Source organism: Donghicola sp. (assembly GCF_025210255.1).
In the GTDB taxonomy this organism is placed as follows: domain Bacteria; phylum Pseudomonadota; class Alphaproteobacteria; order Rhodobacterales; family Rhodobacteraceae; genus Donghicola; species Donghicola eburneus.
This window is the reverse complement of record NZ_JAOARZ010000008.1, coordinates 70,042-86,793: the sequence shown is the minus strand read 5'-3', so window position 1 is coordinate 86,793 and position 16,752 is coordinate 70,042. Positions and strand designations below refer to the sequence as shown.

Here is a 16,752-nt window from a genome sequence, read left to right as displayed (position 1 = left end):
TCGGGCGCAATGCTTAGCTGAGGATGGAATAGCCGCCATCAATCATATGAACACCACCGGTCATGTTCTTGGCCCCGTCGCTGGCCAAAAACGCGGCGCAAGCGCCAACATCCTCGATCGTGGCCAAATGATGGGTCGGTGCGCGGTCTGCCGCATCATTCAAGAGCTGGTCAAAGTGGTCAATGCCGCTGGCCGCACGGGTCGCCAGAGGTCCGGGCGATAGAGCATGCACGCGAATGCCTTTGGGGCCTAGTTCTGCGGCGGTGTAACGCGTCACCGACTCGAGTGCAGATTTCACCGGCCCCATGATATTGTAGTGGTCCACCACCTTTTCCGCTCCGTAATAGCTGACGGTCATGCAGGTGCCACCATCCGGCATCAGCGGCTCGGCCGCTTTGATCAGGCGCAAGAAGGAATGCACCGAGACGTCCATCGCCTGCAAAAAGCCATCGCGTGAACAGTCGGTGACGCGGCCATGCAAATCCTCGGCGGGGCAAAAGGCGATGGAATGCACCATGATATCAACGCCGCCGCAGGTGTCGCTGATGGCGGCAAACAGTGCGTCCTGCTGGTCAGCGTTCGTCACATCCAGCGGCATAAACAAGTTGGCCCCCAGCGCCTCGGCCAGCGGCTCAACATAGGGGCGCGCTTTGGCGTTCAGGTAGGTCAGCACAAGGTCGGCGCCCGCGTCCTTTAGCGCTTTGGCGATCCCGTAGGCGATGGAGTGTTCGTTGGCGATCCCGACCACAAGGGCCGTCTTTCCCTGTAATGAAAACATATGTGCCCTCTGTTTTCCCTGTTTGATCAGAGATTAACGGGCGTTTGTAAATGTTGGGACACAAACAGGCGTCGGTCCGCCAAACTTTTTGCCTGTGCTGCGGAGATAGGCGGCGCGTCGATCTTTCACGCGGCTTTTGTGCAAGGAAAGGGTATACTTGCGCTGCGGTATTCTAAAACCGGCCAGTCGGCGGAGGCCGCATTTGTTTAAGCGTATATTTTTGTACTGGTTTGCCTAAAATCTATTTCTAAGAGCGGGACAGGACATGGACCGGAATCTAATCCACAAGTTGGTGTCACATCAGGTCGACAACCTGTTCTTCATTAATGAAACAGAGAAAGAGTTGCTCGACCTGTATTACCCAGACACAGAGCAAAGGGTGCGCACCTGCTTCGCTGCAAGCACCAACAAATATTATCATCACAACGGTGAAGTCCGTTTTTCACCGTATCATTCCGGCCAGTGGTGCATCTTCCTCTATTTTCTTGCCAACAGCATTTTTCGCAAGGAGAGGCGAGAAGCGGCACGAACGCTTTGCGACAAGCTGTACTTCTTGAACAAAGCGATGAACGGCCTCGACCTGTACTATGAAGTCGAAATGCCAGATATCTTCTTTCTGGATCACCCTGTTGGCACAGTTATGGGGCGAGCCAAATACTCCAACCATTTCAGCTTTGGGCAGAATTGTACGGTTGGGAACAACAAGGGAATTTTCCCCGAAATCGGTGAACGCGTGAACATGATGTCTGGATCAAAGATTTTGGGCAAAAGTCGGATCGGGAACAATGTCATCATCGCGGCCAATGCCTATATCAAAGATCAGGATGTGCCATCGCACACGATTGTCTTTGGCGCCTCGCCCAACCTGACATTCAAGTCAAACACGCTTTAAGAGATGGGAGTGTGCTCGACCTTGCAGTGTCCTAAGGACACGCGTTCTGTAGACAGGTTCACTGGTAGGCCCGGCAGGATTTGAACCCGCAACCAAAGCGTTATGAGCGCTCTGCTCTAACCGTTGAGCTACAGGCCCCCAGTGCGCAAACTCCTATTCATCGCTGTCCGTGGCGTCAAGTGGGAGGTGTGCCCGAAACGATGTTCGCCCGCACGAGTGGTTTTCGCGGGTTTTCAGCTGCGTTCCGGCATCTGCGCCATTGCCCTTGGCGCGGCATTTGGGTATCGCCACGCTAACGCGAAACAAGGGGACTCCTCATGACCGATGGCAAGAATGGGCTGAGCTACGCCGACGCTGGTGTGGACATCGACGCAGGCAACGAGCTGGTCAACCGTATCAAACCGGCAGCGGCTCGCACCAAGCGCAGCGGTGTCATGGCTGGCCTTGGTGGCTTTGGCGCTCTGTTCGATCTAAAAGCCGCGGGCTATGAGGATCCCATTCTGGTGTCTGCCACCGACGGTGTGGGCACCAAGCTGCGTATCGCCATCGACACCGGTTACTTTGAGACTATCGGCGTTGATCTGGTTGCGATGTGCGTGAACGATCTGGTTTGTCAGGGCGCTGAGCCTCTGCTGTTCCTCGACTACTTTGCCACCGGCAAGCTGGAGCTGGACGACGCGGTCACCATCATCAATGGCATCGCTGCAGGCTGCGAGCAGTCCGGTTGCGCCCTGATCGGCGGCGAAACCGCGGAAATGCCCGGCATGTACAGCGATGGTGATTTCGATCTGGCGGGCTTTGCCGTTGGTGCGATGGAACGTGGTGAGGATCTGCCCGCAGGCGTGACCGAAGGCGACGTTCTGCTGGGTCTGGCTTCGAACGGCGTGCACTCGAACGGCTACTCGCTGGTTCGCCGCGTGGTGGATGTGGCTGGTCTGAAGTGGGACGATGCAGCCCCCTTCGCGGCGGGTGAGACCGTGGGTCAAGCACTGTTGGCGCCGACCCGTCTTTACGTCAAACAGTGCCTTGCAGCGGTCAAAGCGGGCGGCGTACACGCGCTGGCTCACATCACAGGCGGCGGCCTGACCGAGAACCTACCTCGCGTTCTGCCCGAGGGCTTGGGCGCAGAGATCGACCTGAACGCATGGGAGCTGCCCGCCGTATTCAAGTGGCTGGCAGACACTGCAAGCATCTCTGAGCCGGAAATGCTCAAGACCTTTAACTGCGGCGTTGGCATGATCCTGTCGGTTTCAGCAGATCAGGCGGATGCTCTGAAAGCGCTTCTCGAAGAGCAGGGCGAGACGGTCTATAACCTCGGCTCCGTGGTTGCAGGAGAGGGCGTCAGCTACAAGGGCGCTCTGCTTTGATCCGGACGGCCATCCTGATTTCAGGCGGCGGATCGAATATGGTCCGCCTGGCCGAGTCCATGACCGGCGACCACCCCGCACGCCCTGTGCTGGTGATGTCGAACCGCCCCGATGCGGGCGGCCTGTTCAAGGCGCGCGATATGGGGATCGAGACCGCGGTCGTCGATCACAAGGAGTTCGAGGATCGCGCAGCCTTTGAAACCAAACTGCACGACGCGCTGTTGGCGGCGAACCCCGACGTGATTTGTCTGGCGGGGTTCATGCGCGTGCTAACCGCAGAGTTCGTCCAGAAGTGGCAGGGCCGGATGCTGAACATCCACCCCTCGCTTTTGCCCAAATACAAGGGACTGCACACCCACAAGCGTGCAATCGAAGCGGGCGACACTCAGGCTGGCGTTACTGTCCACATGGTGACCCCTGCGCTCGATGATGGTCCGATTTTGGGTCAGGCGCGTGTGCCGATCCACGCAGGCGACACGCCCGACGATCTGGAAGCGCGTGTTCTGACAGCAGAACATTCGCTTTATCCTGCTGTTTTCCGGCGCTTTGCCGAGCAACTGAAATAATTACGCGCACCGTCTTGGCAAGCCGCGGTCCGCGGCTTTAGCCTGCACCGCGACCCAAGAACAAGAAGATTGCGTTTATGAAAACCATCACCACCACCCAAGAGCTGGAAGCGTTTTGCCAAGCGGCGGCAAAAACGCCCTATGTGACAGTCGATACCGAGTTCCTGCGCGAGCGCACCTATTACTCGAAGCTCTGTCTGATCCAGCTGGCCTACCGTGGCGATGGTGAAAACGACGCGGTACTGGTGGACCCGCTGGTTGATGGCTTGGACCTGTCGCCGCTCTACACCCTGTTCGAGGACGCGGGCGTGGTGAAAGTCTTCCACGCGGCCCGTCAGGATCTGGAAATCTTCTACGTTGATCGTCAGATTATTCCCCATCCATTGTTCGACACGCAGGTCGCCGCCATGGTCTGCGGTTTCGGCGAGCAGGTGGGGTATGAGACGCTGGTTCGTAAAATCCCCAAGAAGTCGCTGGACAAAACCTCGCGCTTTACCGATTGGTCGCGCCGCCCGCTGACTGATGCACAAAAGACCTATGCGCTGGCAGATGTGACCCACCTGCGCGATATCTATGAATATCTGAACGAACGCCTCCAGCGCTCGGGCCGGTCGAAATGGGTGTCTGAGGAACTGAGCACGCTGACAACGCCGGAAACTTACATCACCGACCCTGATGATGCGTGGATGCGGATCAAGACGCGCACCAACTCGGGTAAATTTCTGGCGATTGTGCGCGAACTGGCCCGCTTCCGCGAGGCTTATGCTCAGAAAAACGACATTCCGCGAAGCCGGATCATGAAGGACGACGCCATCCTTGAGTTGGCCTCGACCAAGCCCAGCGATCACAAGGATCTGGGCCGTTCACGACTTCTGCTGCGCGAAGCGCGCAAAGGTGAAATTGCGGATGGTATTCTAACCGCCGTCAAAGCCGGCGTGAATTGCCCGCCCGAGGACATGCCCAAGGTCGCGGACAGTAATGACAAGCTCAAGGTTAATCCGGCGCTTGCCGATCTCCTTCGCGTACTGCTCAAGGCCAAGACCGCTGAGTCCGACGTGGCGCAGAAGCTGATCGCCTCGGCCAATGAACTGGACGCGATTGCAGCGGGTCAACGCGATGTTGCGGCGCTGCGCGGTTGGCGCAAAGAGGTGTTCGGCAATGACGCCCTGCGTCTGTGCGATGGAGAGATTGCCCTGACGGCCAAGGGCGAGAAGGTTCGTATTATCGAACTGTGACCCTTTGGCTGGATACCACGAAAAAAGGGGCCTATAGGGCCCCTTTGTCATTTCTAGCTATAAGCAGATGTTAGCGGCGAACCGACAACACATTCGCGGCAGAGCGCACGCGCAGGGTCCGTATGCCTTCGAGTCCGCGGTTGGTCAGCTTGGTCGCGACGGTCAGTTCGCGGCTGCGCTCTGTGCCCACGCGGGTCGCCACATCCGGCGGTAGGGCGACGAAATCGAAAAGCATTACGCCTGCTTCGTCTGTCGGCACGGGGACGAGCACGGCGCTGTGGTATTGCTGACGTGCCGAGACGCCGACGGCATGCAGGATCAGGCCCCCAGGGATAGGCTCCGCGTTCAGCGATTTCAGGCCAGCGACCAGCGGTAGGGCGGTCGCCTCTTCCATGATCTCGGACATATCCGAGTCCGAAACGGCAACAGCATCAGCAGGGCCACTCGGTCCGCTGTCGAACCAGTTCATAGGATTGAGCCGGCTGCCACAGCCAGAAACCAGCAAGACGGCGCAAAGAGCGACAGGCAGGGTGCGGAACATCGAAACAAGCCCTCTGAGAATTGATTGATCACAGGGCTAACCGATCCTGTCTGCGTTGAAAAGCCTTTGCGGGCTGGACCTTGGCCCCTGCAGGACTTAGATCACACTCAGGACCTGAAAGGAGCACCCATGGCAACCGAAGCATTCGAAGCAATTGTCGAGGATTTCGAGTTTCTGGAGGATTGGGAGGACCGGTACCGCATGGTCATCGAAATGGGCAAGGACATGGCCCCGATGGACGATGCGCTCAAGGTGCCCGCGACCAAGGTGGACGGCTGCGCCAGTCAAGTGTGGATCCACCCAGAGGTCAAAGAGGGCCGTTTCGATTTCCAAGGCGACAGTGACGCGATGATCGTTCGCGGTCTGATCGCCTTGTTACACACGCTCTATTCCGGATTGCCACCAGCCGAAGCCGCGCAGGTCGACGCCAAAGCGGAACTGACGCGTCTGGGACTTGAGGAAAACCTGTCCTCTCAGCGGTCAAATGGCCTCCGTGCCATGATCCAGCGCCTCAAGGAAAGCAGCGCAGCGGCAGCGGCCTAAGCGCTGCCGACAAATTTCTGCATTTCATTGGCCAGATCGCCATATCCAGTAAAGCGCCGTTCGAATGGCAAGCCCAAGCGCGCGGCGCAGTCCTCGGCTTTGGCCGTAAGGACCGGATCATCGGTTTGTGCTTGGTAGACCAGCTTTTCGTAGTTTCCGAAGTACATGTCCTTGAGCGATGGATGTTTGTCGAGCCCAAGGGGTTTCCAGACAAAAGCATCGAATTGGCGGACCAGAAAATCCGTTAGGTAGAACGCTGTGAATTCGTCCCGCGCTGCAAAGGCCGCGTTCCCCTCGAAAAAGCTGTAGCAATGCGGGCCGCGGAGCATCTCGACGCCGAGTTCTCCGCATGTTGCCTGAAGCAGACCGCCGGTCCCACAGTCCGCATAGAGCACATAAATCTTGTCATAGGACGTGCGGTGTTTCTCAACAGCGGCACTGACGGCTGCGGGAATCTTTTCCGGCGTATTGTGCAGGATCGCGGGCAAGCACGTGACGGTGATGTGCGACCAGCCGTTGCCCTCGCAAATGGCCAGAACCTCGCGGGCCAAGGCGCCGCAGGCTATCAGCAGAACCGATTTGGTGCCTGTCTGCAGGGCAACATCAGAGTAAATGAGGTCGGAATCATTTGGCGTGATCGCCATGGGCCACCTATGCGCGGATCAATCTGGATCACGACGCTAAGGCAAACTCCGACGGCTTCCAAGGTGTGGTCGCGACCACATCGCGCAGGATTGCGGCAACCTCGTGCCGCTTCATCACAAAGCGCGCGGTTGTCCCGTACGCAGCAGGACGATCAACCAATTCGGGGAAGAGGCTCAGGACCTCGACCCGCGCCTCGTCGGTCAGGCAGGTCATCGCATAGTCGCCGGGATGAAAGCTTTCGGCCAGAACGCCGTTGGCCAGTACGATCTGATGACGGTCGAACATCATGTGCATGTAGGTGACCTTGGCCTGCGGCGCGACACGCACATCCGCACCGTTCACCATATGCTTGGCCATCGCCAGACCGTCTTCTTCGCCCAAGTGCAGGGCGAGCGATGCACCGAAAAGGTACATCCGGTGGTTTGGAGAAACCTTGAGAACCCGCTCAGACCCTAGGCTGCCCGCCGCAAACTCGATGGGCGCCAGATCGCCCGTGCCGTCGACGTCTTTGCTGCCGATCCAGCGTAGGGGCTGTAGACCGTCATCCATCGTCCAGATCATGTCACCGGGGCGCAAGTCCTCGATTGGGCGCTCGCCGTTGGAGGTCAGGATCATGGTGCCTTTGGTAAAGCACGTCACGAATTCAAAGGTTTGGCGGTCCTCGTTCAGGCCAAGAGAGGAGTCAGTTTCGAGCGAGTCCAGCGTGACCATCCGAATGCCGCGATATTCGAGGTAGGTCTGGTCTTGGTTTTCGCTGTATTCGGGCGCGAGAAAGGTGTTGCCATACCGATCTTGGAACACAACAGCCGTGATCTGGGCTGTTTCGCCATTCATGTAGGTCAGGGTTGCGTTGTAGACGACGGTCGAGTCCATCTCGAGCACATAAGACGTCCCATCCTGCGCCGTCACTCGGAAGTCGTCGTAAGTGTCACCCCAGCCGGAGTTGTCCGTGCGGTAGTACCCGTCTTGGTTCGATACCTTGGAAAATTCGTAGTAGCTGTCTTGGATCGGCGCGTCTTGCGTGCCAAAGGTCATCCCGACCAAAGCATCCGCATTTTCGGCAACATAGTTGCCCTCGTTGGTATCGAGGTCGACCAGATTGCCCAGAAATAGAACGTTAAACGTCGTCGCCACAACGGAAACTCGCACTAAAGTTAATCAGTACGTCCGGAGGTATTAACTAATTGTGGCTAAATTTAGGAAAGATGCATTTACGTTTTTGCAATTAGTGCATGAGGGCGGGTGTCGTGGCGTTAGTCTTGGGTTTTAGCATGCTCTGAACAAGCTTGGCTTCGTATCCGCGCAGAACCGGACGGGCGACTTCGCCAAAGCCGTCGGCGCCAAAGAACCTAATCTCTGGAAATAAAGCGATAATCTCCGATTGGCTCGCCCGAGAGAGCATGGACCACGACTTGTCACCGGGGTGGAAGCTTTCGCTTGGCATTCCTTCGGCATAGATGATTTCGTGCCTGTCAAAGAGCAGATGCACGTAGGTGACATTCCCGCCGGTCTGCAAGGTGATGTCACTTCCGTTAACAAGATTTTTGGCCGCGGTCAGGGCCTCTCTTGCGCCAGAGACAAGTTCGGTCTGCCAACCGGACAGCAGCACGCGATGTTGCTGCGACAGGCTGATCGCGCGTTTGTTGCCCATGGCGCCCGATGCGAAGCGCACGGGGGCAAAGGCGCCGGAGGCTACGACCTCTTTCTTGCCGATCCAGCGCAGGGGTTGCAGGCCATGATCCACGGTCTTGACCAGATCACCTGCGCGCAGGGTTTCGACAGGGCGCTCGCCCGTCGCTGTCTCAATCAGCGTTCCAGCGGTAAAACACACCGCGTAATTCCACGTCTGACGGTCGGCAGTCATGCCGTTGTAGTCCGACTTGTTGACGGAGTTCAGCGTTAGCGACCGGATCGGTTTAACCTCGAGCTGATCCTGCGAGGCGCCAGCAGCCGCAAAGGGGGCCATATAGGTGTTGCCGGCATCGTCCTGAAACACCGCGACGACCATATCCGCCGTCGTCCCATCGACATAAGTGATGGTGGCATTGTAAGCGACGATCGCGTCGAAGTTGGCTTGATTGGTGCCGTCGACCGTAAAGGGCTCGGTCGCTTCCCAGTTGTCCTGATTGTAGTAGTCGCCGGTAAAACCAGCCGGCGCGATCTCCACAAAGTCGTTTACCAAAGCGTCATTTTCGCCGCCAAAGGTCATGCCAACAAGCGCACCTGCATTCTCGGCGTTATAGTTCCCTTCGGTCGGGTCGATCAGCGCATGCTGGCCCAGATAGATCGCGTTGAAGGTTGTAGACATGACACTCGTGCTCCCAGAATATCTTTATTCTAGTGATGATTAACGACTTGTGAATGTTAGATTTTATCGTTGCTTAGAGCATCACTTTGGTGGTGTCAAAGGTATGTAATACTTACATAATGCGCAAAAAGAAAACCGCGCTTTTGCAAGCGCGGCTTTTAATCAAATCGATTTTAGCGTGGATGACGCTTAGGCGTTCATCTGGTTGTGACGACGCGAGATGAAGTCTTTGGCCATCTCGACCGCAACGGCTGCGTCGCGGCAGTAGCCGTCAGCGCCGATCGCTTTGCCGAACTCTTCGTTCAGGGGTGCACCACCGACCAGAACGATGTAGTCGTCACGAATGCCTTGCTCCTGCATGGTGTCGATCACGACCTTCATGTAAGGCATGGTAGTGGTCAGCAGAGCGGACATGCCCAGAATATCGGGCTTCTCGGCTTCCAGCGTCTCCAGATAGGCTTCAACGGCGTTGTTGATGCCCATATCGACCACTTCAAAGCCAGCGCCTTCCATCATCATCGCAACAAGGTTCTTGCCGATGTCGTGGATGTCGCCTTTGACGGTGCCGATGACCATCTTGCCCATGCGCGGTGCGCCGGTTTCGGCCAGCAGAGGCTTCAGAATGGCCATGCCGCCCTTCATCGCGTTGGCGGCCAGCAGCACTTCGGGAACGAACAGGATGCCGTCGCGGAAATCGTGGCCCACGATGGTCATGCCTGCAACCAACGCTTTGGTCAGGATGTCGTAGGGGGCCCAACCGCGTTCGAGCAGAATGTTAACGGCCTCTTCGATCTCTTCCTTGAGACCGTCATAGAGGTCGTCCATCATCTGTTCGACCAGTTCCTCGTCATTCAGTTCCGAGAGGATGATGTCGTCTTCTTCCGACATGGCGCGTATCCTTGCAAAGAGATGGGGCCCGAAGGCGCTGCGATTTTCTTTGGTTTTACTGTCGTAAATCTGTGATCGGGCTGTGCATTTACGACATTCCCGATCACTTCACCGACTTCTGTTAATTAGCTGCGACGACGGCTGCGGCGCGAACGGGCAGGGGCATCGCTCTGGTCGCCCGTTCCGTCGCTGGCCGAAGAGAATCCGCCCATCTTTTCGGCGATATCTTCGAGCGTCGGACGCGGGCCTTTGGGCGTGTTTTCCAGTGCGGCGCGCATGGCTGCCAAATGCTCGGGCATGGTGCCACAGCATCCGCCAATAATCCGCGCGCCCATGTCCCGTGCCAGAACGGCGTACTGGCCCATCAACTCGGGGGTGCCGTCATAGTGGATGTGGCCATCGTGGTATTTGGGAATGCCCGCGTTGCCCTTGGCGATCACAGGGATTTCGGTGCCAGTTGCGACAAAGCCCGCCACGGTCCGCAGCAGGTCCGCCGCGCCAACGCCGCAGTTTGCGCCGAACGCCAGCGGCTTGTTGTCCAGCGCGTTCACCATGTCGACCATGGACTGGCTGGTGACGCCCATCATGGTGCGGCCTGCGGTGTCAAAGCTCATGGTGCCACACCACGGCATGCCCGCCAGCGCAAAGGCTTCGGCGGCTGCTTGGTATTCTTCGGGGGCAGAGATGGTTTCCAGCCAGAGCACGTCCGCGCCGCCTTCTTTCAGGCCCTCGGCCTGTTCGTGGAACATCTCGACGGCGGCGGCATGGGTCAGCGGGCCCATGGGTTCAAAAATCTCGCCGGTCGGGCCGACAGAGCCTGCGACGATCACGGGGCGGCCAGCGGCATCTGCCACTTCACGGCCGAGTTCAGCCGCCAGACGGTTCAATTCGCGCACACGGTTTTCCGCGCTGTGGAGTTTGAGGCGCGAGGCGTTCCCGCCAAAAGAGTTGGTCAAGAAGATGTCGCTGCCCGCATTCACGGCAAGGCTATAGAGCTTCTTGATCTTTTCAGGTTCGTCGGCATTCCACAGTTCGGGCGCGTCCCCAGAGGAGAGCCCCATGTTGAACAGGTTGGTGCCCGTCGCCCCGTCGGCCATGAGCCAGTCACGTTCAGAAAGCAGTTTGGTCAGCGCATCGGTCATTATGTGTCGTCCTGTGTGTTCGTTTTCCAGCGGGTGCCACGGATTGGCGACGGGATCAAATCTGAAATCGTCATAAACATCATGAAGGGGTTGCCGCCATACCGGAAAACGACACTCGGTCTGGGGTGTCGCGCTTATGATGGGCTAGCGTCAGGCGCCGTCGTCTACCTTTTGCCGGGCAGTGGCGTCGATCGCGTCCATCTTGACCGCCAAGGTTGCCGCAGAAATGGCGTCCTGTAGATCGTCGCTCAGGCGATCCAAGAGTGTATCACATTGATCCAAGTCGCGCGGCGCACAGACCTGATCGTGAACAATGCTGTCGACATAGTCCTGCGCTTCGGGCCCCGTTTTGCCCATCAGGTCCGCAGCCCAAGCCGCCATCATGCGGCTGCGCAACGCCGACACGCGGAACGCTTTGTCCTCTTCGTGGGCGAAGCGCGCTTCAAACGCGCGCTGGCGGTCGTCAAATAGTCCCATCGGGTTCTCCTGTGTGCTGCCTGTAAAGCCTAGCATGTTAGCGCCCTGATTCCGCCTGACTGCATGGATAGGTGACACCCCGTCTTGCGACATTCCAAGGCTTGCTCTATGAGGGCGCTTTAAGGCCCTTGTTCGGGCCAAACTCAGGAGACCGACACAGCTCATGGCACGGCGCACGAAAATCTACGAAGGCAAGGCGAAAATTCTGTACGAAGGCCCCGAGCCGGGCACCATCGTTCAGTATTTCAAAGACGACGCCACCGCTTTCAATGCCGAGAAGAAGGACGTGATCGACGGTAAGGGCGTGTTGAACAACCGTCTGTCCGAGTTCTTTATGACCGGCCTGAACAATATCGGTGTCCCGACGCACTTCTTGCGTCGTCTGAATATGCGCGAGCAGCTCTGCCGTTCTTGCGAGATCATTCCTCTGGAAGTGATTGTCCGCAACTACGCGGCTGGTTCGCTGTCCAAGCGTTTGGGGATCGAAGAGGGCACGCCGCTGCCCCGTCCCATCGTGGAATATTGCTACAAAGACGACAAGCTGGGTGATCCGCTGGTGTCCGAAGAGCACATCGCGGCATTTGGTTGGGCCAGCCAGCAGGACATGGACGACATCGTTAGCCTTGCGCTGCGCGTCAACGACTTCATGTCGGGCGTGATGATGGCCGTCGGCATCCGTCTGGTGGACTTCAAGATCGAGATTGGCCGCGTGTACGAAGGTGACTTCCAGCGTCTGGTCGTTGCGGATGAAATCAGCCCCGATAGCTGCCGCCTCTGGGACCTGAAGACCGGCCAGAAGCTGGACAAAGACGTGTTCCGCCGTGATCTGGGCAGCCTGACCGATGCGTATGCCGAAGTGGCCCGCCGTCTGGGGATCATCCCCGAGGGCAACAACGGCACCGGCCCCGTAGCCGTCAACTAATACTCGTGGCGCTGGGGTCCCCTCAGCGCCATTTGACTTTACCAAAGACTGACGGGGCCATGCCCCCAAGCGACATGCCGAGGAGACTGCCATGAAGGCGCGCGTTCATGTGATGCTGAAAGAAGGGGTTCTGGACCCGCAAGGCGAGGCTGTGCGCCACGCTCTTGGTGCATTGGGCTTTGACGGCGTTGGCGGTGTGCGTCAGGGCAAAGTGATCGAACTGGATCTGCCCGAAGGCACCACCGAAGAGACCGTGACCCAGATGTGCGAACAGCTGCTGGCAAACACCGTGATCGAAAAATACGAGATCGAGCTGGTCTGATGCGCGCAGCAGTCATCACCTTTCCCGGATCGAACTGTGACCGCGATCTCGCGGTTGCGTTCGAGAGCGCTGGCGCGGAGGTTGTTCGCGTTTGGCACAAGGATGCAGAGCTGCCCGTAAATGTCGACGTGATCGGCATTCCCGGCGGCTTTTCGTTCGGTGACTATCTGCGTTGCGGCGCGATTGCGGCGAATTCGCCGGTCTGCCGCGCCGTCGTCGATCACGCGAACCGCGGCGGCTATGTGCTTGGGATCTGTAATGGTTTTCAGGTTCTGACCGAGACCCGTCTGGTTCCCGGCGCGCTGATCCGCAACACCAACCTCAAGTTCGTGTGCAAGCCTGTTGGCCTGAAGGTCGAGAATGCGGAAACCGATTTCACCAGCGGCTACGCGGCTGGCGCTGAAATCACCATTCCTGTCGCGCACCACGATGGTAACTACCGCGCCGATGACGAGCTGCTGGCTCGTCTGCAAGGCGAAGGTCAGGTGGCATTCACCTATACCGACAACCCCAACGGGTCGGCTGGCGACATCGCCGGTGTCTTCTCCGAGAACCGCCGCGTTCTGGGGATGATGCCGCACCCTGAGCGGGCGATTGAGCCTTTGCAAGGAAGTGCCGATGGACAGGCGCTTTTCCGCACACTGATCGACGGCTTTGTTTCTGCCTGACTTGAGGCTAAAGGGGGCTTGGCATAGTCTTTGACCATGAACCAAGCCGCTCGGACAAAACCACGTTCCTTGCGTCATCGCAAACGGGTCTGGGTGACCCGCTTTGCGGTGGCGCTTTTGCTTTTGGTGGCCGTGGCGATTGTCTGGGGCACCAAGGTTTGGCTGACCTCGCGCTTCATCGAGACCACGCAAAATAGGGCCGAGGTGCGCTTGGCCTTGTATTCCGGCCAGTTGCTGAGTGAGCTCCGCCGCAACGCCATTGTGCCACAGCTTTTGGCGCGCGATCCCTCGCTGATCGGGGCGCTTAATTCGCAAGATTTCTCGCGCAGTTCCCAGCGTCTGATTTCGTTCGTGGATGAAATCGGGGCTGCGTCCCTGATGCTGCTGGACCGTGACGGGCGGACCGTGGCGGCAACGGCGCGGGAACGTCTTGGTAGCACGCACCGGAACTCGAATTACTTTGTCGAAGCTTTGCGCTCGAACGGGACCGTTTTCACCAAAACCCTGCGTCCCACGGGGGCTTTCGTATTCGCCTATTCCCGCCGGATCGAAGAGGGCGGCGTCCCCATCGGCGTCATTGTTGTCGAAGCAGACTTGGGCAAATTCGAAAGCGCTTGGGCGGGGATCACCGATGCGGTGATCGTGACTGATAGTGAAGGGCAGATCATTCTGGCCACAGAACCCAAGTGGCGCGGCCTGAGCGAAGATGCAGCGCTGGAACGGCAGCCTGCCACGACAGCGATCGAACGCGCTTTGCAGGCGACCGCCGAGTGGACAGGCGATGTGAACGACGTCTACCTGCGCGGCGAAGCCGTGATGCGGCTGTCTGGCCGGATCCCGTTCCGTGGCTGGAATATCGTCACCTACACCAATTACAGCAGTGTTCGCGAGAAAGTGAACGGCGTTCTGGCGCTGGAAATCATGGCCTTTGCGATCGCGCTTGCGCTTGGATTTTATTTTCTGAGCCGCAAGAACGCCACGCGGGTGATGTTGGTACAGCGCGAAAGTGCAGAGCTGCGCGCCCTGAACCTGCGTTTGCAGCGAGAAATCGCCGAACGCGAGCGCGTTCAGGAGACACTGGCTGTGACCGAGCAATCCCTGGCACAGTCGTCGAAACTGGCAGCTTTGGGCGAGATGTCTGCGGCTGTCAGTCACGAGCTGAACCAGCCGCTGGCCGCGATGAAGACTTATTTGGCGGGGGCGCGACTGCTGCTGAGCCGAAACCGCGCCGAAGAGGCGCTGGCCTCGATCCAGCGCATCGACGACCTGATCGAACGCATGGGCGCCATCACCAAGCAGCTGAAATCCTACGCTCGCAAGGGGTCGGATCAGCTGCAACCCGTTGATATGAAAGAAGCGCTGTCCTCGGCCTTGTCGATGATGGAGCCGCAATTGCGCCAAGGCCGTGTGCGTCTGGAAAAGGCTGTGCCTGAAAACCCTGTGGTCGTCATGGGCGACCGCGTCCGGATCGAGCAGGTCATGATCAATCTCGTGCGCAATGCATTGGATGCTGTTGGCGGGCGGACGGATGCGCGTGTCGATGTGCTATTGAGCGCAGGCGAGACGGCGACCTTGACCGTGCGGGACAATGGGCACGGGATCGAAGATCTCGATGAATTGTTCGAACCCTTTTACACCACCAAACAGCCTGGCGAAGGTGTCGGCCTTGGTTTGGCGATCTCGTCTGGGATTGTAACGGACCTTGGCGGGCGCCTGACGGCCCGGAACGCCGAAGGCGGGGGGGCTGTTTTTGAAATGCAATTACCTATCTACCTCGAAGATATTGAAGCCGCGGAGTAAACTATGTCGCAAGTGATTAAGATCGCCATTGTGGATGACGAACAGGATATGCGTCAGTCCATTAGCCAGTGGCTGGCGCTTTCTGGCTTCGACACAGAGACGTTTTCCTCGGCCGAGGATGCGCTGACCAAGATCGGCAGTGACTATCCGGGCATCGTGATCAGCGACATCAAAATGCCGGGCATCGGCGGTATGGGTCTGCTGAAAAAGCTGATGGGCAACGATAGCAGCCTGCCGGTGATCATGATCACAGGGCACGGCGATGTGCCGATCGCGGTCGAAGCGATGCGTTTGGGCGCGTTCGACTTCCTTGAGAAACCGTTCAATCCAGACAAGATGACCGAGATTGCCCGCAAGGCTGTGAACCAGCGGCGTCTGGTTTTGGACAACCGCGCACTGCGCCGCGAGCTGTCCGACGGGGCAGGACTGATGAACAAAATCATCGGTACAGGCCCCGATATGACCCGTTTGAAAGAGGATATCCTCGATCTGGGTCAGGCGGATGGTCATGTCATGATCGATGGCGAAACGGGGACCGGCAAAACCCTGACGGCCCACGCGTTGCACGCGGTCGGCAGTCGGGCAGGGCGCAAGTTCGTTCTGTTGTCCTGCTCTGCCTATGACGAAGATACGCTCACCAAACGCCTGTTTGGCCCGATGCAGCCCGAAGACACCCAATTGCCTGCGGTCGAAGAGGCCCGTGGCGGGACGCTCGTTCTAGAAGACATTGAAACGCTGAGCGACACCGTTCAGGCCCGACTGTTGTCCTTTATCAATGAGCAAGGCACGCCTGCCGAGACCCGCATCATCGGCATTTGCAACATGCAAGAGCAGGGCAAGACAGTCGAAGACGCGCTGCGCAATGACTTGTTCTACCGCTTGGCCGCCCTCCGGATCACTCTGCCGCCTCTGCGTAATCGTGGCGAAGACATCCTGACCCTGTTCAACCGCCATGCCGAACAGTTCGCAGATGAATACGGCTGTGATGCGCCCGAACCCAGCGCCCAAGAGGCGGCGCAACTTTTGCAGGCGCCTTGGCCCGGCAACGTGCGCCAGTTGATCAATGTTGCCGAGCGCGCAGTTCTGCAGTCGCGCCGAGGCTCGGGCACCATCGCCAGCCTCTTGATGGCGGATAATGACGATTTGCGGCCCGTGGTGACGACCGAAGGCAAACCGCTCAAGGAATACGTCGAGGCATTCGAACGCATGTTGATCGACAACACCATGCGCCGCCACAAGGGTTCAATCGCCAGCGTGATGGACGAGTTGTGCCTTCCGCGCCGGACCCTGAACGAAAAGATGGCCAAATACGGTCTTCAGCGCGCCGATTATCTGTAAGCGACTTGGCCAAAGGCAATTTATTCATTGTCTTTTCGGGAATTTCGCCTTTAAGGTGGAAGAACAGGCGCATTCTCTGCGTTCTGAACAGTTTTCTCGCCGCAAAGGCCGCGCGCCTACCAGAGCCGCCCTTTCCGACGGAACCGCTTGGGGCCTGCACACAGGTCCAAAGAAATCAGCCCGGCACGCGAACAGCGACGGGCCATAAACATGGCGCCACAAGGCGTCGGAGAAGAACCGCGATGAAACGCGCAAACGTAAGTTTAGTGAAGTGTAGGGCGCAATCCGCGCCCACTCTTTGCGCGTTTCCGCTCGCCCTT

At 58.2% G+C, this 16,752-nt stretch carries 18 protein-coding genes and 1 tRNA gene; 10 read left to right on the top strand and 9 right to left on the bottom strand.

Annotated features, from left to right (window positions below; all coding sequences use genetic code 11):
- Positions 1–13: 13 nt before the first annotated feature.
- Positions 14–778 (bottom strand): enoyl-ACP reductase FabI, encoded by a 765-nt coding sequence (fabI, locus tag N4A58_RS01475; protein WP_293707250.1) that lies wholly within the window; start codon positions 776–778, stop codon positions 14–16.
- Between the two features lie 265 nt (positions 779–1,043).
- Between fabI and N4A58_RS01470 the strand changes: the two genes are divergently transcribed.
- Positions 1,044–1,670 carry a hypothetical protein gene (locus N4A58_RS01470; RefSeq protein WP_293707248.1) on the top strand — a complete coding sequence of 209 codons (627 nt, stop codon included), beginning with the start codon at positions 1,044–1,046 and terminating at the stop codon, positions 1,668–1,670.
- 62 nt (positions 1,671–1,732) lie between these two features.
- Here N4A58_RS01470 and N4A58_RS01465 read toward each other — a convergent pair.
- Positions 1,733–1,808, bottom strand: a tRNA-Ile gene (locus N4A58_RS01465).
- A 179-nt stretch (positions 1,809–1,987) separates the two neighbouring features.
- On the opposite strand from N4A58_RS01465, the gene purM reads away from it, so the two are divergent.
- The 3 genes from purM (at position 1,988) to rnd (ending at position 4,838) form a co-directional block, all read left to right on the top strand.
- On the top strand, positions 1,988–3,037 hold the full coding sequence (gene purM, locus N4A58_RS01460) for a phosphoribosylformylglycinamidine cyclo-ligase (protein ID WP_293707246.1): 1,050 nt from the start codon (positions 1,988–1,990) through the stop codon (positions 3,035–3,037).
- Entirely contained in the window at positions 3,034–3,603 is a 570-nt protein-coding gene (purN, locus tag N4A58_RS01455) for a phosphoribosylglycinamide formyltransferase (protein ID WP_293707244.1), read from the top strand. The genes purM and purN overlap by 4 nt, the downstream gene beginning before the upstream one ends.
- Before the next feature lie 77 nt (positions 3,604–3,680).
- The gene (gene rnd / locus N4A58_RS01450) at positions 3,681–4,838 is read left to right on the top strand and encodes a ribonuclease D (protein WP_072706342.1); all 1,158 of its coding nucleotides are present in this window, start codon (positions 3,681–3,683) and stop codon (positions 4,836–4,838) included.
- Positions 4,839–4,908: 70 nt separating this feature from the next.
- Here rnd and N4A58_RS01445 read toward each other — a convergent pair whose 3' ends face one another.
- Positions 4,909–5,379: a hypothetical protein gene (locus N4A58_RS01445; protein ID WP_293707241.1), complete on the bottom strand. Its 471-nt coding sequence runs from the start codon at positions 5,377–5,379 to the stop codon at positions 4,909–4,911.
- A 129-nt stretch (positions 5,380–5,508) separates the two neighbouring features.
- Between N4A58_RS01445 and N4A58_RS01440 the strand changes: the two genes are divergently transcribed.
- Entirely contained in the window at positions 5,509–5,922 is a 414-nt protein-coding gene (locus tag N4A58_RS01440; protein ID WP_293707239.1) for a SufE family protein, read from the top strand.
- On the opposite strand, the gene N4A58_RS01435 is transcribed toward N4A58_RS01440, so the two are convergent.
- From N4A58_RS01435 to N4A58_RS01410, 6 genes are all read right to left on the bottom strand, one after another.
- Positions 5,919–6,566: a DUF1638 domain-containing protein gene (locus tag N4A58_RS01435; RefSeq protein ID WP_293707237.1), complete on the bottom strand. Its 648-nt coding sequence runs from the start codon at positions 6,564–6,566 to the stop codon at positions 5,919–5,921. The genes N4A58_RS01440 and N4A58_RS01435 overlap by 4 nt on opposite strands.
- A gap of 28 nt (positions 6,567–6,594) precedes the next feature.
- A complete protein-coding gene (locus N4A58_RS01430) occupies positions 6,595–7,701 on the bottom strand; it encodes a Hint domain-containing protein (RefSeq protein WP_293707235.1) in 1,107 nt (368 codons plus the stop codon).
- Between the two features lie 91 nt (positions 7,702–7,792).
- Complete coding sequence (locus N4A58_RS01425; RefSeq protein ID WP_293707234.1) at positions 7,793–8,875, bottom strand: Hint domain-containing protein; 1,083 nt, start codon at positions 8,873–8,875, stop codon at positions 7,793–7,795.
- A 189-nt stretch (positions 8,876–9,064) separates the two neighbouring features.
- Positions 9,065–9,763: a B12-binding domain-containing protein gene (locus N4A58_RS01420; RefSeq protein ID WP_293707233.1), complete on the bottom strand. Its 699-nt coding sequence runs from the start codon at positions 9,761–9,763 to the stop codon at positions 9,065–9,067.
- Between the two features lie 125 nt (positions 9,764–9,888).
- On the bottom strand, positions 9,889–10,905 hold the full coding sequence (gene bmt / locus N4A58_RS01415; RefSeq protein WP_293707231.1) for a betaine--homocysteine S-methyltransferase: 1,017 nt from the start codon (positions 10,903–10,905) through the stop codon (positions 9,889–9,891).
- 150 nt (positions 10,906–11,055) lie between these two features.
- Positions 11,056–11,382, bottom strand: coding sequence for a DUF1476 domain-containing protein (locus N4A58_RS01410; protein WP_293707229.1), 327 nt, complete (start codon positions 11,380–11,382; stop codon positions 11,056–11,058).
- A gap of 163 nt (positions 11,383–11,545) precedes the next feature.
- Here N4A58_RS01410 and purC point away from each other — a divergent pair, with 163 nt between their 5' ends.
- From purC to N4A58_RS01385, 5 genes are all read left to right on the top strand, one after another.
- Complete coding sequence (purC, locus tag N4A58_RS01405) at positions 11,546–12,304, top strand: phosphoribosylaminoimidazolesuccinocarboxamide synthase (RefSeq protein ID WP_293707227.1); 759 nt, start codon at positions 11,546–11,548, stop codon at positions 12,302–12,304.
- A 91-nt stretch (positions 12,305–12,395) separates the two neighbouring features.
- Positions 12,396–12,626, top strand: a complete 231-nt coding sequence (gene purS, locus N4A58_RS01400; RefSeq protein ID WP_072706350.1) for a phosphoribosylformylglycinamidine synthase subunit PurS — start codon at positions 12,396–12,398, stop codon at positions 12,624–12,626.
- Entirely contained in the window at positions 12,626–13,294 is a 669-nt protein-coding gene (gene purQ, locus N4A58_RS01395; RefSeq protein WP_293707222.1) for a phosphoribosylformylglycinamidine synthase subunit PurQ, read from the top strand. The genes purS and purQ overlap by 1 nt, the downstream gene beginning before the upstream one ends.
- 36 nt (positions 13,295–13,330) lie before the next feature.
- Positions 13,331–15,094, top strand: coding sequence for an ATP-binding protein (locus tag N4A58_RS01390; RefSeq protein ID WP_083595667.1), 1,764 nt, complete (start codon positions 13,331–13,333; stop codon positions 15,092–15,094).
- A gap of 3 nt (positions 15,095–15,097) precedes the next feature.
- Positions 15,098–16,432 (top strand): sigma-54 dependent transcriptional regulator, encoded by a 1,335-nt coding sequence (locus N4A58_RS01385; protein WP_072706353.1) that lies wholly within the window; start codon positions 15,098–15,100, stop codon positions 16,430–16,432.
- The last annotated feature ends 320 nt before the right edge of the window (positions 16,433–16,752 follow it).